The organism is Allofournierella sp. CML151 (assembly GCF_027853465.1).
In the GTDB taxonomy this organism is placed as follows: domain Bacteria; phylum Bacillota; class Clostridia; order Oscillospirales; family Ruminococcaceae; genus Allofournierella.
Genome location: NZ_JAPNNW010000008.1, coordinates 46821 through 69986, shown reverse-complemented (window position 1 = coordinate 69986; position 23166 = coordinate 46821). Strand labels below are relative to the sequence as shown.

Genomic DNA, 23166 nt, shown 5'->3' with positions numbered 1-23166 from the left:
AAATTTCTCCTTTTTTGGTCGCTGTTTGCGAAGAATACGGCCTTACACAAGGCCCATCAGGGGCGCAAGGTTGCGCCAGACGCCCCAGACTGCAAAATAGACGATCAGCCCCACGCCCACCGCGTTCACCGCGCGGCCCCGGGCGGGGCGCTGCCGCAGCCAGCCCCAGAGCAGCCAGCAAAGATACGGCCCCAGCACCGGCAGGCTGAACGCAAGGCCGGGATTTGCTGCAAAGGCCGCGTTCACATCCCCGTGCAGCAGGGCCAGAATGGCGGTGGTGATGCCGCAGGCCGGGCACTTGAGCCCGGTGAGCAGGTGCAGCGGGCAGGGCACAAAGAGGCCCAGGGTCTGGGTCTCCAGGGCATACAGCGCCCCCACACCTGCTAAGATCAGGGCATTCTGCACCCGGCGGGGGCAAAGCCCCAGCCGGGCAACCCCCGCTTGAAAACGCAAAGGGGCCTTTCGGCAAAAAGCCGGCGTGGCGCAAGAAAGCACCGCCGGAAAAGGGCCGCTTTTGCGTGATTGCTGCGTCAAATCCCCTTGACAACCACCAAGGGTGCCCGCGGGGCTTTTCCTTGCACTCCCATCAAAATCGGGCCTTTTCCGGTGCTTTGCAGTTCTGCCCCAGGATTTTGGATGCAGAAAGTGCGAAAAGGGGCGGAGCAAGCCTTGGTGGCTTGCCCGCCCCTTTGAACACTTTGTACGCCAAAATCCTACGGCAGAACCGTTGTTTTCTTGTGTCACACCGGCTCGGCCAGGAAGCCCCGTTTTTACTTGGTCACGGCGCTCCGGCATGTTAGTGCTGGGGCGGGTTGACGATGTTGCGCCACTCCAGATCGCCCCGCTCCAGGCCATGGATGAGCACTTCGGCGGTGGCGATGTTGGTGGCGATGGGAATGTTGCGCACGTCGCAAAGACGCAGCAGATTCATCTCGTTGGGTTCGTGAGGTTTCGCACTGATGGGATCGCGGAAAAACAGAAGCAGGTCGATCTCATTGCAGGCGATGCGGGCCGCGATCTGCTGATCACCCCCGTGCACGCCGGACAAAAAGCACTGGATGGGCAGGCCGGTGGCCTCGCTCACCAGCTTGCCGGTGGTACCGGTGGCCAGCAGGTTGTGCTGGCTGAGCACCCGGCAATAAGCGATGCAGAACTGCACCATCAATTCCTTCTTCGCGTCATGCGCGATCAATGCGATGTTCATGGACGTAACGCCCTCCTTCTTAAAACAAGCTAACGTTCTGGCGTGCCCGGGCGGCACGCACCTTCTCCAAACCTTTATGGGGGATTGCCTCTATGGGGGCGAACCGCCGGGGCTCGCCCGAAGTGGATCAAACAAATGGGAAACCATGCCGCAGCATGGGCAAAACAATTTGGATGCGCCTTTCAGCGCACGGCCAGCGGAACCTGCTGGCCCAGAATACGGCGGGCCAGATTGTCAAACGCCCGCCATGCCAGGGTATTCTCCGGCAAGGCCTCGCCGGCGGCGGTGCTTTTCAGCAGGGCCGCGCTCTCCGGGATGACCCCGATCAGCTGCACGGCCACCGTGTCGATGCACTCGTCCAGGTCGGCCACCGCGCCCTTGTCGAAGGTGGAGGGACCTACCCGGTTCACCACCAGGCGAACGTTGGTAAATCCGCCCTCATACAGTACGTCGGCGGCAATGTGGCCGTCCCGCAAAGCCACCGGGTCCGGCGTGAGCACCAGAAGAGCCATCTGGCTCACCACCATGGCGGCCGCAAAGGGCGCGCCCAGACCGGCGGCGGTGTCCACCAGGATAAAGTCGTAGTGTTTGGCCATCTTGCGGGTGAGCTTGGCCAGCTGCTGGGGCTGTACGTTTCCCCGCTCGTAGGGGGCGCTGATCAGCGAAAGCCCTTTGTAGACCGGGCTTTCCACAATGGCCTTGCGCCAGTCGCACCGGCCGCACAGCACATCCGAAATGTCGTACACGGTGCGGCCCGCGGCCCCGGCGATGATATCCACGCTGCGCAGGCCGCTGTCCAGCTCGATGAGCAGGACCTTTTTGCCCGCGGCAGCCAGGCGGCTGCCCAGCAGCACCGACACGGTGCTTTTTCCTGTGCCGCCCTTGCCGGAGGCCACCATAATGATCTGTGCGGCCACGGGTCGGACCTCCTTTTTTCGGCCGGGATGGGGCCGGGATCAACGAAAAATGGTATACAGGTGCCTATGATGCACCTATATTAACATGATAGCACAAAGCGGGGGCGATAGCAAGTTGTCTTTTGTGTATTTAAGCCAAAAAAATGTGTTTTTCGCTCTTCTTTTCGCCGTTTTTACCCGAGAGAACCGCCCCCTTGCAGACACAAAGGGGCACGGCGTACCAAGCGGCCCGCCGTGCCCCGGGGGAATGCTGTGTGCGGCGTTGCCTGCCGCCCGTTATCAGGGCAGAAGCACGCCCTCGGATTCGGGCTCCAGGCCCTCGCTTTGGGTGTAGTAGTAGCTGTCGAAGATGCTGCGCACCAGGGGCAGGCCGTTGGAACCGCCGCCGCCCCATTCCAGCACGATGCCGATGGCCAGCTGGGGGTCCTCCACCGGGCCGTAGGCGATAACAGCGGTGTTGGTGTAGGCGTAGTTGCCCTTTTCATCCCGCTCCCAGCGCTGGGGGCTGCCGGTCTTTACCGCGATGTTCAGCGGATAGTCCTTCAGGACGCTGCTGTCCCGCGCGGCGCCCAGCATACCCTGTTCCACCGCGTCGAAGGCGCCGATGTTGTCCTCGATCTGCTCCACCACCTCCGGCTCCACCTCTTCGATGAGCTCGCCGGTGTTGCTGTCCCGGTAGCCGGAAACGATGTGGGTGGCGTAGCGGGTGCCCTTGTTGGCCAGGGTGGCCGCGTAGGTGGCCAGCTGGATGGGGGTCACCTGGGTGTTGCCCTGGCCGACGGCCGCCTGCAGCTCCAGGCCCTTGCCGTAGTTCTCGTCGGTGGTGTGGGTCAGGTTGCCGGTGGACTCGCCCAGCTCGAAGCCGGTCTTGGTGGCAAGGCCCAGCTGTTCGGCCATGGCGTCAAAGTTCTCCAGCCCTACCCGGCGGCCCACATCGTAGAAGTAGATGTTGCAGCTGTGGGTCAGGGCCTCGGTCAGGTTGGTGGGGCCGCTGTGGGGACCCAGCTGCTGGCAGACGGGCTTGTAGTCGGTGTAGAAGTCATACACCCGGGTGCAGTTCACCGTGTCCTGGGGGGTCACGGTGCCGCTGAGCAGGCCCGCCAGCGCCACCGCGGGCTTGAAGGTGGAGCCCGGGGCGTACAGGCCGGTGGTGGCCCGGCTCAAAAGCGGGGTGTTGGGATCACTGCTGTATTCGCTGTAGTTGGATTTATACAGGTTCAGATCGTAGCTGGGGTAGTTGGCAATGGCCAGAATGCCCCCGGTCTTCACGTCGATGACCGCCGCCGAGCCGGAGGTGACCTCCTTGCCCTTGGTGGACTCCTTGGTCTGCTGCATCTCCAGAATCAGGGCCTCCAGCTGCTCGTTCAGGCTCTTCTGCAGGTCTTTGTCGATGGTGAGCACCGCCGTCTCGCCGGGTTCGGGCTCCACCAGCATCTGGGTGCCCACCACAACGCCGTTCTTGTCGCGGCTCACCTGCTGGGTGCCTTCTTTGCCCCGCAACCGGTCCTCGGCGTATTTTTCCACGCCGGACTGGCCGATCAGGTCGTTCATGTTGTAGCCCGCGTCCTTCAGGGGGGTGGTCACGTTGCCGTCTTCGTCCTCCACCCACCACTGCTCGCTGGTGATGCTGCCCACGCTGCCCAGGTAATGGGGCAGCAGGGTGCCGTCCTCATAGACCCGGTGGGTGGTCTCGATGATCTCGGCTCCCGCCAGGCTCAGGCTGCGCTCCTTGACCATGGCCACCGTCTGGTTGGACACATCGCTGGCCAGGGTGAAGCTGTTGCTGGCACTGAAATCCTCCAGCTGCATCTGGTAGCGCACACCGGCCAGGATGCGCTGCCACTGGGGGGCGTAATCCTCCAGCTCATAGCGCTCCACCAGCTTTGCCATCACCTGGTCGGCGGTGGCATACTGCTGCAGCTCGATGTTCTCCTTCAGCTTGGCCAGCCGGTTCTGGGCGGAGGTATCGTCGCCGTCGGTGAAGGTGTAGTGGCCGCTCTCGTCCGGGCTGCTCACGGGCATGGTTTCATTCCATTCCTCACCGCAGCTCTGCAGAATCTCCACCAGATCCATCACCAGCTCGTTCACGTCGCCGGTGAGCATCAGCTGGTTGATCACCAGGTCGTAGCCCACCGCGTTGGAGGCCAGGGCCCGGCCGTACCGGTCCACGATCTCGCCCCGGGCGGCGGGGATATTGAATTTGTAATTGGTCACGCTCTGGGCCTGGCTTTTGTACTCCTCGCCGTTCACCAGCTGGAACTCCACCAGCCGCAGAACGATCACGCCCAGTACCACCAGGCTGATCACAATGAGTCCGCCTACCCGGCGGAACACGCTTTTCTGGTCCATCGCCCGCCCTCCTTTCGCTTTCGGTTACTGTTCGGGCACGAAGCGCCCGGCCACCCACCGCACCGCCATCATGGACAGCGGCGACAGGGCCGCCGTATAAATCACCATGGGCAGCACCTGGGTGAGGAAGCGCCCGGTAGCGCCCGGATAGCTGGGCATCAGGTAATAGAACAAAAAGTCCATGCCGGTCACCAGCAGGCAGCAGGCGGCGTTCACCAGAATGAAGTTCACGGTGTTCACCCGCAGATACAGCTCCACCACCACGGCGGCGGTAAAGCAGACCACCATCAGGCCCAGGGCCATCAGGCCGCTGACCCGGCTGGCGGTCCAGTCCCACAGAAAGCCGCCGGCCACCGCCAGCAGCGCGCCGGGGTACTCGCCCTCATAGATGGCCACCGCCAGGCAGACCGGCAGAATAAACAGCGGGCGCACCCCGAAGATGGACAGAAAGCCCGGCAGGCTTTGCAGGGTGGCCGCGATGAGCAGGATCAAAAAGTAGCAGGCCCACTTGGCCAGCAGAATCAAATTCCGTTTGCGGCGGCTGGTCACAGGTTGCGCGCCCCCTTTCCTTCACGGCTCATACCGCTCATTCCCCGGCCGGAGCGGAGGAAGCGCTCTCGGCCTGTTCGGCCTGCTGGCCGTAAGCGGTTTCAAAGTCGGTGATCACGAACACGTGCTTGACGTTGTTCACGTCCGTGCCGGGCTCGATCACCGCAATGGAGGACCGGCCGCTCTCCTCGGGCAGGATCTCCTCGATGGTGCCCACCCGGATGTCGGCCGGGAACTCGCCGCCCAGGCCGGTGGTGATGATCTGGTCGCCCACCTGGGCCAGGGTATCGCGGGAGAGATTCTCCAGCACGCAGCGGCCGTCGGCAGCGTAGTCGGCGCTGCCGTTCAGGTTGCCGGTGTCGCGGGTGCGGCTGACCACGCAGGCCACATAGGAGCCGGGCTGCAGAATGGTCATCACCTTGCTGGACGCGGGGCCCGCCTCCAGCACCCGGCCCACCAGATAGCCCTGGTCGCTCACCACCACGTCGCCCTGCTGCACTCCGTCCAGGGTGCCCAGGTCGATGGTGAAGCCGCCGAACTGCTCCAGCGGGTCACGGCCGATCACAAAGGCGGACATGTAGGTATATTCGGGGCTGTCGTCCTCCAGCCGGTCCCGCTCCTTGTAGGCATCGTTCTCGGCCTTGAGCCGGTCGTATTCCACCAGCTTATCCTGCAGCTCCCAGTTTTCCTCCTTCAGAGCCTCGTTCTCGGCGATGATGGAGTCGATGCGGGCATATTTGTCCAAAAGGCCGCCCACGCCGCCGCTCACGGCACTGGCCCCCTTCTGGAAGGGCGAAAGCACCGCGCTCAGGATCTGCTCCGGCGCGCTGGCCAGCCGCCCGTTGGCCCCGGCCCAGGCCATGATGCCGCCCAGCAGCACCGCCAGGGCCACCAGGGCCTTGAATTTTCCGGTATTGAAAAAGTCCTTCAGTGGGCTCACCTCCCCGGTTTTGCAGGGGGCAGGCCCGTCAAACCGGCGCACTGCCCCTGCGTGTTCCAATTTTCAGATTTCAGATAAAGGATAAAGAAAGAGCGCGGGCCGCCCGGCCTGGGCCGCCCGCGCCGGTGTTTTGTGGGGTTTGCCGGGGGCGCGTTTTATGCAAAAATCCTACGTGCCCCGTTTGCTCCGGCGGCAGGGCGCGGCCCTGCGGCCCGGATCAGAAGTGAGTGGAGTTGTCGTCCAGCACGTCGCCCAGCAGGTCGATGTGATCCAGCACAGCGCCGGTACCGGCGGCCACGCAGTCCAGCGGGGTCTCGGCCACATGCACGTCGATGCCGGTCTCACGGTGTACCAGCTCATCCAGGCCGCGCAGCAGCGCGCCGCCGCCGGTGAGCATGATGCCGTGGTCGATGATGTCGGCGCTCAGCTCGGGGGGAGTGCGCTCCAGGGTCTCCTTGATGGCGTCCACAACCTTCTGCAGGCTCTCGGCCAGGGCGTCGCGGATCTCCTCGGAATGCACGGTGATGTTCTTGGGCAGGCCGTCCACCAGGTTGCGGCCCTTGATCTCCATCTCCTTCTCCTCCTCCAGCTCGTAGGCGGAGCCGATCTCGATCTTGATCTGCTCAGCGGTGCGCTCACCGATCAGCAGGTTGTACTTGCGCTTGATGTAGGCGATGATGGCCTGGTCAAACTCGTCGCCGCCCACGCGAACGCTGCGGGCCGCCACGATGCCGCCCAGGCTGATCACGGCCACCTCGCTGGTGCCGCCGCCGATGTCCACCACCATGCTGCCGGAGGGCTCGCTGATGGGCAGGCCGGCGCCGATGGCAGCAGCCATGGGCTCCTCAATCACGCTTACCTGACGGGCGCCCGCTTTCAGGGCAGCCTCCTTCACGGCGCGGCGCTCCACCTCGGTCACGCCGGAGGGGATGCAGATGACCACGCGGGGACGGAAGAACATGCTGTTGCCGCAGACCTTCTTGATGAAGCGGGCCAGCATGTTGGCAGTGATGTCGAAGTCGGCGATGACGCCGTCCTTCAAGGGACGCACGGCCATGATGCTGCCGGGGGTACGGCCGATGACCGCCTTGGCCTCGTGGCCCACGCTGCGCACCTCGTCGGTCTTGGTATCCACAGCCACCACGCTGGGCTCCCGCATGATAATGCCCTTGCCCCGCAGGTAAACCAGGGTGTTGGCGGTTCCGAGGTCGATTCCGATATCCTTGCTGAACATATACACGTTTCTCCTTTTCTCACAGGCGCTCACACCGGGGCGCACGCTCTCTATACTAAACTTCTTGTTGACAAAACTGAACTCCTCGTTGACAAAACTCAAAGCGAGCGCCGCCGGGCATCATCCATTGCCGGGTGGGCACTCTATTTTATTATAACCGCAGGCGCGCGCATTCTCAACGGGCGCGGGGCTTTTTTTTCAATTTCTTCAAACTTTTTCCGGCCTGCTTTCCGCAAAAAATCACCGGAACTCCCGCAGCAGACGGGCCAGGCGGGAAACCGGCAGGCCCATGATGTTGTAATAGCAGCCGTCGATGCCCTCGCAGAACAGAGCCGCGGTGCCCTGAATGGCGTAGCCGCCCGCCTTGTCGTAGGGCTCGGCGGTGTCCGCATAGGCCTGGATGGTCTCTTCCTCGATGGGATAAAACCGCACGGTGCTGGTGGCAACGAAGCTCTTGCATTCCTCCCCCCTGCACACGCACACGCCGGTGTGCACCTGATGGGCCCTGCCGGAGAGCGCGTGCAGCATGCGCACCGCGTCATCCCGGTCGGCGGGCTTGCCGAAGATCTCACCGCCGCAGTCCACCACGGTGTCGCAGCCGATGACCACGTCCTCCGGGTGCTCCTTCGCCACGGCCTTGCACTTGGCGGTGGCCAGTGCCAGGGCGGTCTCGGCGGGGGTGGGGGCGGTGATGGCGGACTCGTCCACCTCACTGGTGATGACGGAAAACTCCGGGCAGATCATGGAAAGCAGCTCCTTGCGGCGGGGACTGCCGGATGCGAGGACCAATGACATAACGATTTTCTCCTTTGGTTTATTTCAAGTCAGAACGATTTTTTCACAAAAAAGCCCGGGAAAACCCGGGCGCGCCGGGGCGGGAGCTCAGATCTCCACCCGGCGGTAGACAAAGATGGCCAGTGCCAGCGTGATCACCTGGGCGGCGCTGAGCTCCAGCACAAAATCCAGATTCAGGCGCAGCACGCTCAGGTCCAGCTGGGGCGCAAAGCGCAGGGTCTTGGCGTAGGCCAGCCAGGAAAGGGCCGGAATCCCGGCACAGAGCTGGGCCAGCAGGCCCCCGGCGATGACCCCCGCCAGCAGGCAGAAGCACAGAAACAGGGCGTTTTTCATGGCGTTTGTTCCCCTTCCCCGGCTTACAGGCGGCCGGTGGAGCCAAAGCCCCCCTCGCCCCGGTCGGTCTCGTCCAGGCTTTGGGCGGCCACAAAGGCGGCCTGGGCCACCGGCAGAATCATCAGCTGGGCAACCCGCTCGCCGGGCTCCACGGTCACCGGCTCCTCGCCCAGGTTCACCACACCGGCGCCGATTTCGCCCCGGTAGTCGGAGTCAATGACGCCCACCCCGTTGGACAGGGTCAGCCCCCGCTTCACCGCAAGGCCGCTGCGGGCGCAGAGCAGGGCCACCCACTGGGGGCCGGGCAGCTGCACCGCCACGCCGGTGGGAATGATGGCCCGCTGGCCGGGGGCCAGGGTGAGGGGCGCGTCCAGAGCGGCGCACAGGTCCGCCGCCGCCGCGCCGGGGGTGGCATAGGCCGGAGCCTTGGCTCCCGGCCGGGTGAGGATGTATGGAATCTCCATGGGAAGGGTATTTCCTTTCTGTTGAAACTTTACCGAGTATTACTTTTTGTTGTGCATCAACTTGGGGTGACACCGCATCATTCCAGGTGGTGGAGCGCGCCGGAAAATTTTTTGCGGAATGAACCAAAAAGCGCAGGCAATCCTTTGTGGATTGGCGAGCATTTTTGGAAAATTCCACGGAAAATTTTGGTGCGATACGCCGCCTGAGCCGCAAGGCGTGAATGGTGCGGTGTTGCCCCAGAATTACTGGGCAGGCTTGTAATACAGGCCCCGGGTGAACTCGCCGGGCCAGGCCTCGCCCTTGCGGTACCGGTCGATGACCTTTGCCGCCTGCTCCTTCGACTCAATGGTGAACAGCAGCAGGCCCGCGTCGGCGGGGATTTCTCCGGCCCGGTCGCCCAGGTAGAGGGGCACCGGGTTGTACACCTGGCGCACACCGCCGCCGCAGCGCACCGGGAAGTGCTTGTTCTTGCGGTCGGTCAGCTCTCCCTTTTTGCCGCAGTGGGCGCAGTCGGTCACGTTCTGCAGCGGGCAGGCCCGGGTGAGCATCAGGGGCATGTGGCCGTAGACCAGCGCCCAGGTGGGCACGCCGGGGGCGATGGCCGTCATCTCGTTGAAGGGCACCTCGGGCAGCAGGGTCATGGCCCGCAGGCCCATGGCCTTGTAAGTATCCGCGGCCAGGGGGTTGGTGATGTTCAGCCCGAAGCCGCCGTAGAGGGGCAGGCCCTTCGCCAGCCGGAAATGGGCGATGTTCTGGGCCAGATACCCGGCAAAGCCCCCGTTTCTGGTGGCCTCGATGGCCTTGGCCACCGCCGGCTCCATGGCCCCGAACATGGCCCGGGGCAGCTCCAGCACGGTCTTGGCCCGCAGGCTCTGGGGCACCTGGTCCGCCTCAAACACCGGCACGATCAGCCCGGCCAGCTCTCCGGCGTTTTCCGGCACCTGCTCCCAGTGCTCGAACCGGCCCCAGAGGGGCAGCTTGGCGGGCAGGGCGTGCCGCTGGGCGGCGGGCAGGGGCAGACGGTTGAACGCCAAGGGCTTGAGGGCGCTGCGCTTTTTGAGCAGGCTCTCCAGCGCGGCCCGGCGCAGCTCGTTCCACTCGCTGCCCGGCAGATAACCCGGCTCGCCCTCAATGGAAAGGCTCTCCAGATAGAAGGGCGTGCCGCCGGTCTTGCCCAGCGCCCGCTCGATGGCAGCCCGCTGGTCCTTTTCCGCCTTCTGGGGGGCGCTTTGGGTGTAGGCGATGGCGGTATTGCCCTCGCCGTCGGCGGCGGTGAGCTTGCAGCCCTCCTCCTCGCAGAGCAGGGTGAAGCGCACCGGCACCCGGGGCATCTCCCGGCGGTACAGCTCCCGCAGCGCGGGCATCACCGCCTTGCTGGCGGCGCTGTCCTCGGCGGTACGCACCCCGAACATGCTGCCGTTGATTTTCCCCTCAATATATCCGTTCGTAAAACCGGAACGGGAAAATACGTCCTGTAATACTTTTTCGTCGTAGGGCTGGCCCGCCAGGGAATTGCGGCAGGCGTTCACCGCGGCGGCCACATATTCCGGGCCCCGCAGCCGTCCCTCGATCTTGGCGCTCACCACACCGGCGGCGGCCAGAGCGGGCAGGCTGCCCACGGCACTCAGGTCCTTCAAACTCAGATGGCAGGCCCCGGAGCCGTCCGCCGCAAAGGGCAGGCGGCAGGGTCCGGCGCAGCCGCCCCGGTTGCCGCTGCGTCCGCCCAGGAAGGCGCTCATGTAGCACTGGCCGGAAACGCTCATGCACAGCGCGCCGTGCACGAATACCTCCACCTCGATGGGGCAGTTTTTGGCGATGTGCTCAATCTCCGAAAGGCTCAGCTCGCGGGCCAGAATCACCCGGGAAAAACCCAGCTCGGCCAGCTCCAGCGCACCCTCCAGCGTGTGAACGCTCATCTGGGTGGAGCCGTGGATGGGCAGGTCCGGAGCCATGCGGCGGGCAAGGGCTGCCACCGCCAGGTCCTGCAGAATCACCGCGTCGGCACCGGCGGCGCACACGTCGGCCAGGGCGTCGCACAGGCCCTCCAGCTCCGCCGGGTGGGCGGTGGTGTTGATGGCCACATACACCTTCACCCCGCGGCCGTGGCAGAAGCTCACCGCCTGCCGCAGCTCGTCCGCATCAAAGTTTCCGGCGGTGCGCCGGGCGCTGAACCGCTTCAGGCCCAGATACACCGCGTTGGCCCCGCTGTACACGGCGGCGGTCAGCGCGTCCATATTGCCCGCGGGGGCCAGAATCTCCATGGGGGCGTTACTGTTCATTGCTTTCCTCGCTGGCAGGGGCCTCCTCGGCGGCAGCCTCTTCGGCCTTTTCCTCGGCCTGGGCGGCAGCCTCGGCGGCGGCCGCCTGCCGGGCCTTCAGCGCCTCCAGCTCGGCGGTCAGCTTCTCCACCTGACGGCGGGCGTTCTCGGCCTCCAGCTTGGCCTTGGCGGCATCCTCCAGATAATCCTTGATCTGGGCGCGCATGTTGTCGGTGCTGGAGGCGTTCTTGTTCAGCTCGTCCAGATAGCTCAGCGCGCTGATCACGGCGCTGGCGGCCACGCTGGCGCTGGGGTTCTGGGTCATGATCTCGGTCATGTCCGTGTCCAGGCGCTCGGCCAGCTGGTTCACATATTCCTCGGAATCGGTGGTGGATACGATATAGTTGGACCCGCAGATGGTCAGTTTTACTTTGGTAACCGGCATAATAACAATCCCTCTTCTTTCACAAGGCTCCGCAAGGCGCGGAGAATCTTTCCGTTCAGCGGCGGCGGGCCGCCCTTAAAAAGCCGCCCGCCGTCTTGAATCTTATTATAGTATAAAGCACCCCCACAGAAAACCCCTTTTTTTGTCGCATCGTACCTTTTTGACCCCGGAAAGAGCTTTCCCCTGTACCGAAAATGTATTTTTTCTTGAAACAGGCCGGATAAATTGGTAAAATAGAAAAGTGGTATTGCGTGGTTTGCCCGCGCGGTACCGTCCCAAATGTGCAGCCCTGCTGCCAGGCCGCCCGGCCCCGGGACCCCCGAAGAGCGGAAGCGCCCCGTGTGCCGGATTTCCCCTTGGACCCTTAGTTTTTTGGCAGCGACCTACTTTGAAAAGAGGAGTGGAGAAACGTTGACGAAATACACCAAGAAAGAATTTGACAAGCTGCTCAAGGAGCGGCTGAACAGTGAATACGGCACCACGCTGGACGTGGCCAGCAATCAGCAGATCTACCGCGCTCTGGCCATCATCGCCCGCCGCCTGATGAGCGCCCAGCACAAAAAGTTCCAGAGCCGCGCCTACGGCACCGGCGCAAAGCAGGTGTACTACCTGTGCATGGAGTTTCTGATGGGCCGCAGCCTGAAGACCAGCCTGTTCAACCTGGGCCTGAACGAGGTTGCCGAGGCGGTTCTGTCCGACGCGGGCATCAAGATCGAGAGCATCTACGAGGAAGAGCCGGACGCAGGCCTGGGCAACGGCGGTCTGGGCCGTCTGGCCGCCTGCTACCTGGACGGCATGGCCACCACCGGCATCTGTGGCACCGGCTACTCCATCCTGTACGAGTACGGCATCTTCAAGCAGAAAATCGTGGACGGCTGGCAGCAGGAAAAGGCCGACAACTGGCTGCCCGGCGGCCAGGTATGGCTGAAGAGCCACCCCGACCAGAGCATCGAGATCAAGTTTGACGGCGACATTGAGGAGAGCTGGGAGGGCAGCTACCATCATGTGACCCACCGTCACTACAACAGCGTTATCGCCGTGCCCAGCGACATGTACGTGCAGGGCTACGACGGACAGGGCGTTGCCAAGCTGCGTCTGTGGCAGGCCAAGGCCCCCGATTTCGATATGAACAGCTTCAACGCCGGCGAGTACGGCAGCGCCATCACCAAGAACGCCTCCGCCGAGCTGATCAGCAAGATCCTCTACCCCAACGACAACCACCGCGAGGGCAAGATTCTGCGCCTGCGCCAGCAGTACTTCCTGTCCGCCGCTTCCATCGGCGACATCTGCCAGAATCACCTGTCCCAGTGGGGCAGCCTGGACACCCTGCCCGAGAAGGCAGCCATCCAGCTGAACGACACCCATCCCACCCTGGCCATCCCCGAGCTGATGCGCATCCTGCTGGACGAGTGCGGCTACGACTGGGATAAGGCCTTCGATATCTGCCAGCGCACCTTCGCCTACACCAACCACACCGTCATGAGCGAGGCGCTGGAGAAGTGGAATCTGGACATCTTCCGTTCCACCCTGCCCCGCATCTACTCCATCGTGGAGGAGATGGACCGCCGCTGCCGCGCCGACTTCGAGAAGGCCTTCCCCGGCGACTGGGGCAAGATCAACTACATGGCCATCCTGGGCGACAACCAGGTTCGCATGGCCAACATCTGCTGCTACGTCTGCCACTCCATCAACGGCGTGTCCAAGCTGCACAGCCAGATCATCAAGGACAGCGTCTTCCACGACTACTACCTGTATAAGCCCCAGGCCTTCAAGAACGTGACCAACGGCATCGCCTACCGCCGCTGGCTGCTGGCCTCCAACCCCGGCCTCACTAAGCTGCTGAGCGAGACCATCGGCGAGGGCTTCAAGCACGACGCTTCTCAGCTGTCCAAGCTGAACGCCTACAAGAACGACAAGACCGTTCTCAAGGCCCTGGAGGATGTGAAGAAGGCCAACAAGGTGGAGTTCGCCTCCTACCTGGAGAAGACCACCGGCCAGGTGATCGACCCCAATTCCATCTTCGACTGCCAGGTCAAGCGCATGCACGAGTACAAGCGCCAGCATCTGAACGCGCTGAACATCGCCGCACAGTACCTGTACCTGAAGGATCATCCCAATGCGGAATTCGCCCCCAAGACCTACATCTTCGGCGCGAAGGCTGCCCCCGGCTACTACATGGCCAAGCAGATGATCCGTCTGATCTGCAAGCTGGGCGATCTGATCGACGCCGATCCCGCCGTGCGCGAGAAGCTGCGCGTGGTCTACCTGGAGGACTACAACGTGTCCCTGTCCGAGCGTCTGATGCCCGCCAGCGAGGTGAGCGAGCAGATCAGCCTGGCCGGCACCGAGGCCTCCGGCACCGGCAACATGAAGTTCATGCTGAACGGCGCTGTGACCCTGGGCACCCTGGACGGCGCCAACGTTGAGATTGCCGCCGCCGCCGGCAAGGAGAACGAGATCATCTTCGGTATGCTCACCGAGGAAGTGAACCAGATGAAGGCCACCGGCTACCATCCCACCATGTTCATCAACAGCGATGAGGTGGCCATGGAGGTGCTGAATTTCCTGGAGAAGGGCTGGAACGGCGAGAGCTTCCACGAGGTGGTCAACAACCTGCGCACCAGCGACCCCTACATGGTCATGGCCGACTTCAAGGATTACCGCCGCGCCCAGGCCGACGTGCAGAAGCTGTATGCCGACCGCACCCGCTGGAACCAGATGAGTCTGGCCAACATCGCCAACAGCGGTGTGTTCAGCGCCGACCGTTCCGTGCTGGACTACGCCCGCGACATCTGGGGCGCTCATCCCGTAAAGTAATTTTTTAGGGCACCACTTGCCCTTGCGGTTTTCTCATCTTTGATTTCCGGGCAGTCTCTGCGGCTACCCCTTCGCCCCGGGCGCCGGCCAGTCCGGCCCCGGGGCCTTTTCCTGTTCGATATCCGCTTTTTCCCGGCTGCTGCCGGTATTCTGTTCTGGGAGTGTTTGTGTGGATCAGTTATACAACAGCTTTGACCCGGCCTATAAAACCCCCTTCGGCGCGGTAAAAACCGGCCAGGAGGTCACCTTCCGGCTCACCATCCCCTACGATTACGGATTCGTGCGCCCGCACCTGGTGCTCATCCGGGACGGCGGCGAGCCGGTGCATCACGCCATGGCCTTCGACGGCTGCGAGGAGGGCATCAACCGCTTCTCGCTGACCCTTTCGCTGAGCCGGGCCGGGCTGCACTTTTACTATTTCGATCTGTATTCCGATTTCCGCAAGCTCTTCCGTGGCCCCATGGGCCAGGCTGTGATGGGCTGGACCACCGGTCCCTGGTGGCAGCTCACCGTGTACGAGGCGGATTTCGTCACCCCCGCACTCATCAAGGGCGGGGTGCTGTATCAGATTTTCCCGGACCGGTTCTACGAGGGCAAAAAGCACAAGCCCATGCCCTTCTCGGACCGCATCTACCGGGAGAACAAGCACGGCGAGCCCTACTTCTGGCCCAACGAAGAGGGCGGCTATCTGAACATGGACTACTTCGGCGGCGACTTTGCGGGCATCATGGAAAAGCTGCCCTACTTAAAGGAGCTGGGGGTCAGCTGGATCTATCTGAACCCCATCTTCGAGGCCCATTCCAACCACCGCTACAACACCGCCGACTACCTGAATCCGGACCCGCTGCTGGGCACCAAGGAGGAATTCCGCCAGCTGTGCGCCGCGGCCCGCCGTCAGGGCATCCGCATCATCCTGGACGGCGTGTTCAGCCACACCGGCTCGGATTCCATCTACTTCAACCGGGAGGGCCGCTACGGCCCGGGCGGTGCCTACCACGACCCCAAAAGCCCCTATCGCAGCTGGTACGATTTCGGCCCCAACTACGCCTGCGGCTACCGCAGCTGGTGGGGCTTCGAGAGCCTGCCCGAGGTGCAGGAGAACGACCCGGCCTACCGGGAGTTCATCTGCGGCAAGGGCGGCGTGATCGACACCTGGCTGAGCCTGGGCGCGTCCGGCTTCCGGCTGGACGTGGCGGACGAGCTGCCGGACGATTTCATTGAGGAAATCCGCAAGGCGGTGAAGGCCCACGGGCCGGACTGCTACCTGCTGGGCGAGGTGTGGGAGGACGCCACCACCAAGGAGGCCTACGGCGTGCGCCGGACCTATCTTTTGGGCAACGGGCTGGACGCGGTGATGAACTACCCCTTCCGCAACGCGGTGCTGGGCTTTTTGAAGGGCCGCAGCGCGGCGGACACCGCCGAGGACATCATGGCCATCTGCGAGCATTACCCGGCCCCAGCGCTGCACTGCCTGATGAACTTCATGAGCACCCACGACACCGAGCGGGCGCTCACCGCCATTGCCGACGAACCCTCGGACGGCAAGGACCGGTACTGGCAGAGCGGCCGCACCCTGCCCCGGGACCGGTACGACCACGGCGTGCGGCTGCTGCGGCTGGCCTACGCCATGATCTTCACGCTGCCCGGTGTGCCCAGCATCTACTACGGCGACGAGATCGCCATGCAGGGCTACCGGGACCCCTTCAACCGGGCCTACTTCAACTGGGAATCCACCGAGAGCCGGGTACGCCCGGTGCTGCGCCAGCTGGCCCACCTGCGCCGGGAATGCGACGCCTTCGCCGAGGGCGACATGCAGATCATCAAGGCGGAGGGGGATGTGCTGCACTACCGCCGCACCGGCTGTGCCCAGATGGCCGAGATCATCGTGAACCGGTCCTCCCGGCTGATTGCGGAGGAGGCCTTCGGCAAGCACACCGAGGTAAACCCCTACGGCTTCACCATCCTGGTGGAGGACGTTCCCCCGCCCCCGCCCCCGGCGCTGGAAAAGCAATCCATGGAAGAGCCGGGCCTCACCCCGCCCGCAAAGGCAGCGGAACCGGCCAAAGCTCCGGCCCAGGCAAAGGCGGATGTCAAGGCCGAAAAGGCGGCCAAGACCCCCGCAAAAGCGGAGAAAAAGCCGAAACAAGCCGCCTCTGAAAAATAACCCATCAACCCCTGCCCCGCGCTGGCCCAAACGCCGCGCGGGGCTTTTTTGTGTCCTCTCCTCCCCGCCGCGAAAAGCCCGGATTTTTTTGCGTTTTGACCCTTGGCAAGCCCGGTTCGACCTGTGCTACCATATAAACTGAGAAGATCAGGCGAGGTCATTCATTGACCCCGCCTTTTTACATGCCGTCATCCGGTGCGCTTTGTGCAAAAAACAGGCGCGCCGGGGGCGGTTTTTGTTTTTCCCGGTTTATCTCTGAGCAAAAGGAGGGTCACACATGCGTTATTCCTTTGATACCGAAATCGCCGCCCGGTACGGGGTGGAGGAGGCCATTCTCTTGGATCACATCCGGTTCTGGTGCGAGAAAAATCAATCAAACCCGGACTGCCAAAAAGAGGGCCGCTGCTGGATGTACGCCAGCGCCGCCCGGCTGGCGGAACATTTTTCCTTCTGGAGCGTGCCCCAAATCCGCCGTCTGCTGAAAAGTCTTGTCCGCCAGGGTGCTTTGCTGGAGGGGCGGTTCGGCCGTTTCGCCTTTGACCGCACCCTGTGGTATGCAATCAGCGAATCCGCTGCTTCCATGTTTCAAAATCGTCACTTGCAAGAAACGAATCCGGAACATTCAAATGACGAATCCGAAAGAGCTATAAAAGATACCCAAAAAGATATCCAAGAAGATACCCAACACACATACACCGCCTGCGGCGGGCGTGTGCCTTCTCCCTCCTCTGAGAAATTGGGGAACGCGGAACCGAAAGCAGAGTCAAAACCCGAACACGTTTTAGCCGATACGCCAGCCACTTCCCGGCAAACAGCCCCGGTGCAAACCGTCCCCCAAACGCCGGACAGCTTTGAGCGGTTCTGGCAGGCCTATCCCCGCAAGGCGGACAAGCGAGCCGCCCTGCTGGCCTGGAAGGCGCTGCGGCCCAGTCAGGAACTGGTAAACACCATGCTGGCCGCTTTGACCGCCCAGTGTGAAAGCGCCCCCTGGAAGGAAAGCGGCGGGCGGTATATCCCCCACCCGGCCCGCTGGCTGACCCACCGCCGCTGGGAAGATGCGGCCCCCACTGCCCAGGCGCAGAAGTACCGGATGCCCGCCTGGCTCCAGCAGACCAGCCGCCCCTTTGACCCGAACACCGCTGTGGACTTTCTGGCCCCGCACCGCCCCCGCCGCCTCAAGCGGCCGGAGGACTGACCGGCCCCATGGCAAAAAAACAGAAAAAAGCGAAGCGCCCTTTGTCCTGAGACACTTCGCTTTTGTTTTGCTCAAAGACTGGCCCAGTCGCTGTGCTGGCGCAGCCTGCGGCGGATGCCGGGGCCGTCCTGCACCACCTCCAGCAGACCCTGGCGGCAGAAGGCCTCGATGCGCAGCGCCAGCCAGCCGTCGCCCACGCCCAGCTGGTACCGGCCCAGCACGTTGCCCACCAGCGAGGCCTCCAGAAATTCCTCCGGCAGCCGCTCCAGCTCCCGCAGAAGGAAGCTGTCGTAGAAATTCTCCGGCATGCTCTGCAGCCCGCCGTTCAGGCAGACCCGCAGGGGCGCGTTCTCCCGCTGCAGCTCCTTCCAGCGCCCGGCGCAGGCCTGCAGCAGGGCGGGCTTTGCGGTCTGGGCCAGCGGCAGATACCGCCCCCACTCGCCGGGGCCGATCTCGCCCCAGCCGGTGTAGGCCATCATGGTTTCGCCCTCGCCATATTCCCACACCGGCAGCTTGATCAGCTGCACCGGCCCGTGGTGCGCCAGTTCGTTCAGCTTTGCCAGCAGCCAGCACAGGCCGCAGGCGTCGTCCGGGCCCGCGCTGTACCAGATGCGCAGCTCCTCGCCGTTTGCGCTGCGGGTGAGCACCGTTTGCAGGTTTGCCTGCAGCTCGTTCAGCGATTCGCTGATGATCTGCTCCCGCTCGGCCTCGCTGCCCCCGAAGCTGGCGGCAAACAGCCGTTCCAGCAAGCGGCGGCGGCCCTGGGGAAACTGGCTTTCGGCAATGTCGCCCATGCTCCAGCCGCCTTCCAGGCTGAACACGTTGGCCGGGTCCCCGCCCAGGGGCCGGGCTTCTTCCCACTCCCGGCGGGCCCGCTGCTCCGCCGCCTGCCGGGCGGCCTGCACCTCGGGCGCGGGGGCGGTGCGCTCCTCCCCCTCCCGGGCAGCAACAATCACGCTCACCGCGCCGGTGTACTCCCCCTGCCCGTAATGCTGGGCCATCTTCAGGCTGCCGCAGGCGCTGCGGCTGAACACCACGTCCATCATTTTGCTGTTTCCTCCCCGCTCGTTGTTTTGGACAGGCGCGCGGATTGCCACAGAGCCACTCCGCCCCCCGCTGCCAGTGCTGCCAGCACCGCCAGTTCAAAGAGCTCCTGGCCCAAATCCACCGCAACGGCCATGCGCAGCCCGACGCCTCCCACAGCCCAGACCACGGCCAGCGCCAGCAGCAGCACGCCCTCGGCCCGCCGGGCCGCCCGTCGGCTTTTGGCCCGCTGGCCGATGACAAAGCAGCCCAGAAACCCCGCCGCCATCAGGCCGGAGCAGCCACAGTGCAGCGCCTCCCGGGCGCAATAGCGCTGCCATTCCTCGGCGCTGAAAATGCCCGCCCCGGCAATGGCCTGCCAGTCGCTGATCTGCATGGCCAGGCTCACCAGCTGCAATCCCCCAGCCGCCAGAACAAGCCAGCGCAGGCCCGGCCACTGCCAGTATTGAAACTGCCGCTGCTCCATAAAGTGCCCTCCTGTTCTTTAACCAAACCGGCTTCACACCGGCTCCGCCAGCGCCTTCACCGCGCCGATCAGCTGCTCGGCGGTGACGGCGAAGGGCATGTTGCCCATGTTGCCCGCCGGGTCCAGCGCCACCCGGGCCAGCTCGGAAAGTTCCTCGCCGGTGATGTCCGCAAGCGCCAGGTCCGCAAGGCCGGTGGGCAGGCCCACCGACTTGCAGAAGGCCCGCACCTGGCTAAGGTCCTGCCTTGCCCGCAAGGGCTGTGCGCCCAGCCGCTGCTCCAGCACCAGCTGCACCTGCACGCCGAAGGCCACCGCCTCGCCGTGGCCTGCCCGGTTTGCCCGGCCCAGGCTGGCGATGCCGTTGGCCACCGCATGGGCCGCGGCAAGGCCGCCGCTCTCGAAGCCCACGCCGCTTAAGTAGATGTTGGTCTCCACAATGGTTTCCAATTCCTCGCCGGGGCGTTTTTCCCGGGCCTGCTCCAGGGCCTTGGCCCCGCAGCGAAGCAGGTTGTTCCAGCAGCCCTGGGCAAGGCACAGCGCCGCCGCGCCGGGGGCGGTGCCGAAGCTGTTTTTGCCCCCTGCCTCGGCGCAGGCCCGGGCCTCGAACCAGGTGGACAGCGCATCCCCCATGCCCGCCGCCAGCAGTCGGGCCGGGGCGGCGGCGATGTGGGCGGTGTCCGCCAGCACCAGATCCGGGTTTTTGTCCAGATACAGGTACCGGTCAAAGATGCCGTCCGGGGTGTACAGCACCGCCAGGGCGCTGCAGGGCGCGTCGGTGGAGGCCACGGTGGGCAGCATCACCATGGGCGCGCGGGCGAAGGCCGCCACGGCCTTGGCCACGTCCAGATGACGGCCGCCGCCTGCGCCCGCCACCACCTGGCAGCCGCTGGCCTCAAAGCGGCGCACCAGCTCGGTGATCTCCTTTTCGCAGCAGGCCCCCTCAAAGGGCACAAATTCCACCCCGCCCGCGCCGGGCAGGCCCTCCTCCACATCCCGCCGGATGCGTTCGATGCCCGCCGCGTCGCTGATGAGGAACAGCCCCTGCCCCAGCCGCCGGGTATAGCGGCCCAGGCGGCGCAGTGCCCCCGGCCCCTGCACATACCGGCTGGGTGCGCCGGTGCGTCTGTCCTGTTCATGGTCTGTCATTACAAAACTCCCCTCCCGTTTTCGGGCCGCATGGCCCTTGCTCTCTACTAACAGAAGTATCACAAACCGGAGCACTTTGCAAGAGTAAAGTTCTCATTCCAGGGGGAATCCCCCTTTTGAACACGCAAAAAGCGGCCCCAGGCAAACGCCCGAAGCCGCTTTTTGCAGATGATTTGCGGCAGCCGGCCAAGGAGTGTGGGGACCGGCTGCCCGAGAGAAAGGATGAAAAAGGGGGATATATTACCAATAGGCTATTGTTGGTAACTGGTATTACAACTCGGATATTACAGGCCGTAATATCCAAATTGGAATCAAAAGAAAGAGGTCATTCAGCGCCGGGCGCCCTCGTACAGCTCCGGGTCGCTGAAGAATTCCTTGGTGGCCTTGCGCACCTTGGGGAACAGCACGATCATGGCGATCAGGTTGGGGATGGTCAGCAGCGCCAGGGCGATGTCCTGGATGGTCCAGACCATTTCCACCTTCAAAAGCGCACCGATGATGCAGAAGGCCGGGAAAACGTACTTGAACTTGTCGGCAACCTTTGCGCCGAACACATAGTTCAGGCCCACGAAGCCGAAGTACCACTGGCTCATCAGGGTGGTGCCGCTGAACAGCAAAAGGCAGATGGAAACCACATAGCTCAGCGGCTCCCACACGGTGGCAAAGGCATTGATGGCCAGCACGTTGTCCGGCACGCCGCTGCCGATGACGCCGGTCACGCCCAGCACCAGGCCGGTGATGGTGCAGATGACGAAGGTGTCCAGGAAGACCTCGGTGACGCCGGTCATGCCCTGCTGCACCGGGTGCTTCACGTTGGCGGAGGAGTGGATGACGGGGGCAGAGCCCTCGCCGGCCTCATTGGAATAGAGACCGCGGGCCACGCCCTTCTGCATGGCGATGATCATGCTGCCCATCGCGCCGCCCGCCATGGCCCGCAGGCCGAAGGCGCTCTGGAAAATCTCGACGAAGACGCCGGGCACCTTGGGGGCGTTGATCAGAATGATGACCAGGCCGCCCACCACATACAGCAGCGCCATGGCGGGAACCAGCTTCTGGGCCACATGGGCCAGGCGATGCAAGCCGCCCAGGGTCACAATGAAGATCAGGGCCACCAGCACGATGCCGGTAACGAGGGGTGCAACGCCGAAGCTCTGATTCATCACGCCGCTGATGGTGTTGGACTGGATGAAGTTGCCGCCGATGATCTGGGTAACCATGAACAGCGCGCACAGCACCGCCAGCCAGGGGGCGTGCAGGCCCTTTTTGATGTAATACATGGGGCCGCCCACCCACTGGCCCTGCTCGTTGCGTTCACGATACAGAAGGCCCAGCACGATCTCGCTGTATTTGGTGGCCATGCCCACGAAGGCGGCCACCCACATCCAGAAGATGGCGCCCAGGCCGCCGGCCACCACCGCGGTGGATACGCCCACGATGTTGCCGCTGCCCACGCAGGAGGCCACGGCGGTGCACAGCGCCTGGAAGGAGGTGATGCCGCCGGCATCCTCCTCGCCGTTCTTTTTGCCCCGGATGGGCTCCCACAGGGTTTTCTTGATGATGTAGCCGAAGTGGCGTACCTGCACCGCCCCGGTCACGATGGTATAAAGCACGCCCACGCCCAGCAATACGAACATGAGCCAATCGCCCCAGAGTTTGCCGTCGATGAATTCCAGGGTGGATTGCAGTTGATCCAACATGGGTCTTTCCTCCTAACATTTACGCGTAAGCGCAGGCGCAAACGCCGCAAGGCTTGAGGTCATGCATGGGTGCGGCGGTTCAGTCCCACTCCAGATAGATGGGGTTGGTCCAGGCGGCCCGGCCGAACCGGTCCACCACCTCCACACGCACGTAGCTCTCGTGGCCCTTCAGGGTGTGCTCGGCGTGGGTCAGGGTGTCCTTGCGCAGCTCGCCGATGACGGTGCCGCCGTCGTTCACGATGTTGCCCGCCACAAAGTTCACACGCTCCACCTTGGAGCAGTCGATCCACACCTTGCCGTCCTTTACGCCCCAGTCATAGATCTCGGGGCCGGCGGAGGAGTAGTAGTTGCCCTTCATGAAGTTCTCCACAATGGCGTCGTGGGTCAGGCTCTCGGCCTGCACGCAGATCCAGCCGCCGCAGGCGTCGTCAAACAGACCCTCGTTGTGGTTGTCGTCGCTGGCAAAGCCGTTGATGCGCTTGCCCGCGCGCAGCATCCGGTCCCACTGGACCAGGCCGCTGCCCACCGCCGCCTCGTTGGTGGAGTTGTAGTTGAACACTTCCAGCGCACTCACGCCGGTGGTGTCCATGAATTCCTCGTCCAGCACGCGGCTCCAGACCGGATGGTTGTAGGTGACCAGGCAGCCGTGGGCGCGCAGCATGTCGCTCAGCTGCTGGGCGGCCTTTGCGCCCTCCCACTGGCCGAAGAACTTGATGGGCGGCAGGTACTGCAGATGACCGAAGGTGCCCTCGGGGGCATTCTTCTGCATCTCGCTGGTGCCCAGGATGCCATGCATGTGGTGCAGCTTGTAGCGCTCATTGGTGCCGATGGCCCGGTAGAGCACCGCGGTGGCCTCCACGCCGGGCAGGATGATGAAGTCCTCGGTGTTGAACTGGGCCCGGTGGTCGGTGAAGATGTCGTGCTCGGACATGCACAGGAAATGGTAGCCGTGCTCCTTATACTGGGCCACGTTCTGCTCGGGGGTCAGCATGCCGTCGGAAATGGTGGTGTGGCTGTGCAGGTTGCCCTTATAGAAGGACCCGCAGCCGGTAAAGCCGTGGTACTCACGCATGGGTTTCGTCACTCCTTGTCATCTGTTTGGGCCGCCCGGATGCGCGGGTCTTGCCTCTTGGTTTCAGAATAGCATA

General features: G+C 63.7%; 20 protein-coding genes. 3 read left to right on the top strand and 17 right to left on the bottom strand.

Going from position 1 to position 23166, the window contains the following annotated elements; genetic code table 11:
* Positions 1–42: 42 nt before the first annotated feature.
* The 12 genes from PH256_RS07695 to PH256_RS07640 all read right to left on the bottom strand — a co-directional run bounded on the left by PH256_RS07695 (position 43) and on the right by PH256_RS07640 (position 11489).
* A complete protein-coding gene (locus PH256_RS07695; RefSeq protein WP_270913646.1) occupies positions 43–453 on the bottom strand; it encodes a DUF2752 domain-containing protein in 411 nt (136 codons plus the stop codon).
* Between the two features lie 343 nt (positions 454–796).
* Positions 797–1204, bottom strand: coding sequence for a methylglyoxal synthase (locus tag PH256_RS07690; protein WP_058964155.1), 408 nt, complete (start codon positions 1202–1204; stop codon positions 797–799).
* Between the two features lie 182 nt (positions 1205–1386).
* The gene (locus PH256_RS07685; protein ID WP_270913645.1) at positions 1387–2121 is read right to left on the bottom strand and encodes an AAA family ATPase; all 735 of its coding nucleotides are present in this window, start codon (positions 2119–2121) and stop codon (positions 1387–1389) included.
* Between the two features lie 279 nt (positions 2122–2400).
* Positions 2401–4470 (bottom strand): penicillin-binding transpeptidase domain-containing protein, encoded by a 2070-nt coding sequence (locus PH256_RS07680; protein WP_270913644.1) that lies wholly within the window; start codon positions 4468–4470, stop codon positions 2401–2403.
* 24 nt (positions 4471–4494) lie between these two features.
* Positions 4495–5019, bottom strand: coding sequence for a rod shape-determining protein MreD (gene mreD, locus PH256_RS07675; protein WP_270913643.1), 525 nt, complete (start codon positions 5017–5019; stop codon positions 4495–4497).
* Between the two features lie 37 nt (positions 5020–5056).
* On the bottom strand, positions 5057–5959 hold the full coding sequence (gene mreC, locus PH256_RS07670) for a rod shape-determining protein MreC (RefSeq protein WP_242956122.1): 903 nt from the start codon (positions 5957–5959) through the stop codon (positions 5057–5059).
* A gap of 217 nt (positions 5960–6176) precedes the next feature.
* Complete coding sequence (locus tag PH256_RS07665; RefSeq protein ID WP_087183905.1) at positions 6177–7193, bottom strand: rod shape-determining protein; 1017 nt, start codon at positions 7191–7193, stop codon at positions 6177–6179.
* A gap of 240 nt (positions 7194–7433) precedes the next feature.
* On the bottom strand, positions 7434–7988 hold the full coding sequence (locus PH256_RS07660) for a Maf family protein (protein ID WP_270913642.1): 555 nt from the start codon (positions 7986–7988) through the stop codon (positions 7434–7436).
* Between the two features lie 87 nt (positions 7989–8075).
* Positions 8076–8321 (bottom strand): DUF4321 domain-containing protein, encoded by a 246-nt coding sequence (locus tag PH256_RS07655; RefSeq protein ID WP_087183907.1) that lies wholly within the window; start codon positions 8319–8321, stop codon positions 8076–8078.
* A 23-nt stretch (positions 8322–8344) separates the two neighbouring features.
* Positions 8345–8785, bottom strand: coding sequence for a dUTP diphosphatase (dut, locus tag PH256_RS07650; protein WP_087179863.1), 441 nt, complete (start codon positions 8783–8785; stop codon positions 8345–8347).
* A 243-nt stretch (positions 8786–9028) separates the two neighbouring features.
* Positions 9029–11065, bottom strand: a complete 2037-nt coding sequence (locus tag PH256_RS07645; protein WP_270913641.1) for a U32 family peptidase — start codon at positions 11063–11065, stop codon at positions 9029–9031.
* A complete protein-coding gene (locus PH256_RS07640; RefSeq protein WP_087183910.1) occupies positions 11055–11489 on the bottom strand; it encodes a cell division protein ZapA in 435 nt (144 codons plus the stop codon). Before PH256_RS07640 ends, PH256_RS07645 begins: the two co-directional genes overlap by 11 nt.
* A 411-nt stretch (positions 11490–11900) precedes the next feature.
* Here PH256_RS07640 and PH256_RS07635 point away from each other — a divergent pair, with 411 nt between their 5' ends.
* The 3 genes from PH256_RS07635 (at position 11901) to PH256_RS07625 (ending at position 17665) form a co-directional block, all read left to right on the top strand.
* Positions 11901–14306, top strand: a complete 2406-nt coding sequence (locus PH256_RS07635) for a glycogen/starch/alpha-glucan phosphorylase (RefSeq protein ID WP_270913640.1) — start codon at positions 11901–11903, stop codon at positions 14304–14306.
* A 169-nt stretch (positions 14307–14475) separates the two neighbouring features.
* A complete protein-coding gene (locus PH256_RS07630) occupies positions 14476–16470 on the top strand; it encodes a glycoside hydrolase family 13 protein (protein ID WP_270913639.1) in 1995 nt (664 codons plus the stop codon).
* A 277-nt stretch (positions 16471–16747) separates the two neighbouring features.
* Positions 16748–17665, top strand: coding sequence for a hypothetical protein (locus PH256_RS07625; RefSeq protein WP_270913638.1), 918 nt, complete (start codon positions 16748–16750; stop codon positions 17663–17665).
* 71 nt (positions 17666–17736) lie between these two features.
* On the opposite strand, the gene PH256_RS07620 is transcribed toward PH256_RS07625, so the two are convergent.
* From PH256_RS07620 to PH256_RS07600, 5 genes are all read right to left on the bottom strand, one after another.
* Positions 17737–18711: a DUF3658 domain-containing protein gene (locus PH256_RS07620; RefSeq protein ID WP_270913637.1), complete on the bottom strand. Its 975-nt coding sequence runs from the start codon at positions 18709–18711 to the stop codon at positions 17737–17739.
* Complete coding sequence (locus PH256_RS07615) at positions 18708–19175, bottom strand: hypothetical protein (protein WP_270913636.1); 468 nt, start codon at positions 19173–19175, stop codon at positions 18708–18710. Before PH256_RS07615 ends, PH256_RS07620 begins: the two co-directional genes overlap by 4 nt.
* 33 nt (positions 19176–19208) lie before the next feature.
* Complete coding sequence (locus PH256_RS07610; protein WP_270913635.1) at positions 19209–20321, bottom strand: glycerol dehydrogenase; 1113 nt, start codon at positions 20319–20321, stop codon at positions 19209–19211.
* A 329-nt stretch (positions 20322–20650) separates the two neighbouring features.
* Positions 20651–22018 (bottom strand): alanine/glycine:cation symporter family protein, encoded by a 1368-nt coding sequence (locus PH256_RS07605; protein ID WP_087183916.1) that lies wholly within the window; start codon positions 22016–22018, stop codon positions 20651–20653.
* 79 nt (positions 22019–22097) lie between these two features.
* Positions 22098–23090, bottom strand: coding sequence for a CehA/McbA family metallohydrolase (locus PH256_RS07600; RefSeq protein WP_087183917.1), 993 nt, complete (start codon positions 23088–23090; stop codon positions 22098–22100).
* Positions 23091–23166 lie beyond the last annotated feature (76 nt).

What these genes read in the sequence shown, in the direction of transcription:
- PH256_RS07655 (WP_087183907.1), bottom strand. Translation starts at nt 8,321, where the DNA reads ATGAAAAACGCCCTGTTTCTGTGCTTCTGCCTGCTGGCGGGGGTCATC.
- PH256_RS07690 (WP_058964155.1), bottom strand. Translation starts at nt 1,204, where the DNA reads ATGAACATCGCATTGATCGCGCATGACGCGAAGAAGGAATTGATGGTG.
- PH256_RS07625 (WP_270913638.1), top strand. Translation starts at nt 16,748, where the DNA reads ATGCGTTATTCCTTTGATACCGAAATCGCCGCCCGGTACGGGGTGGAG.
- dut (WP_087179863.1), bottom strand. Translation starts at nt 8,785, where the DNA reads ATGGAGATTCCATACATCCTCACCCGGCCGGGAGCCAAGGCTCCGGCC.
- PH256_RS07600 (WP_087183917.1), bottom strand. Translation starts at nt 23,090, where the DNA reads ATGCGTGAGTACCACGGCTTTACCGGCTGCGGGTCCTTCTATAAGGGC.
- PH256_RS07615 (WP_270913636.1), bottom strand. Translation starts at nt 19,175, where the DNA reads ATGGAGCAGCGGCAGTTTCAATACTGGCAGTGGCCGGGCCTGCGCTGG.
- PH256_RS07610 (WP_270913635.1), bottom strand. Translation starts at nt 20,321, where the DNA reads ATGACAGACCATGAACAGGACAGACGCACCGGCGCACCCAGCCGGTAT.
- PH256_RS07680 (WP_270913644.1), bottom strand. Translation starts at nt 4,470, where the DNA reads ATGGACCAGAAAAGCGTGTTCCGCCGGGTAGGCGGACTCATTGTGATC.
- PH256_RS07605 (WP_087183916.1), bottom strand. Translation starts at nt 22,018, where the DNA reads ATGTTGGATCAACTGCAATCCACCCTGGAATTCATCGACGGCAAACTC.
- PH256_RS07620 (WP_270913637.1), bottom strand. Translation starts at nt 18,711, where the DNA reads ATGATGGACGTGGTGTTCAGCCGCAGCGCCTGCGGCAGCCTGAAGATG.
- PH256_RS07665 (WP_087183905.1), bottom strand. Translation starts at nt 7,193, where the DNA reads ATGTTCAGCAAGGATATCGGAATCGACCTCGGAACCGCCAACACCCTG.
- PH256_RS07640 (WP_087183910.1), bottom strand. Translation starts at nt 11,489, where the DNA reads ATGCCGGTTACCAAAGTAAAACTGACCATCTGCGGGTCCAACTATATC.
- PH256_RS07660 (WP_270913642.1), bottom strand. Translation starts at nt 7,988, where the DNA reads ATGTCATTGGTCCTCGCATCCGGCAGTCCCCGCCGCAAGGAGCTGCTT.
- PH256_RS07645 (WP_270913641.1), bottom strand. Translation starts at nt 11,065, where the DNA reads ATGAACAGTAACGCCCCCATGGAGATTCTGGCCCCCGCGGGCAATATG.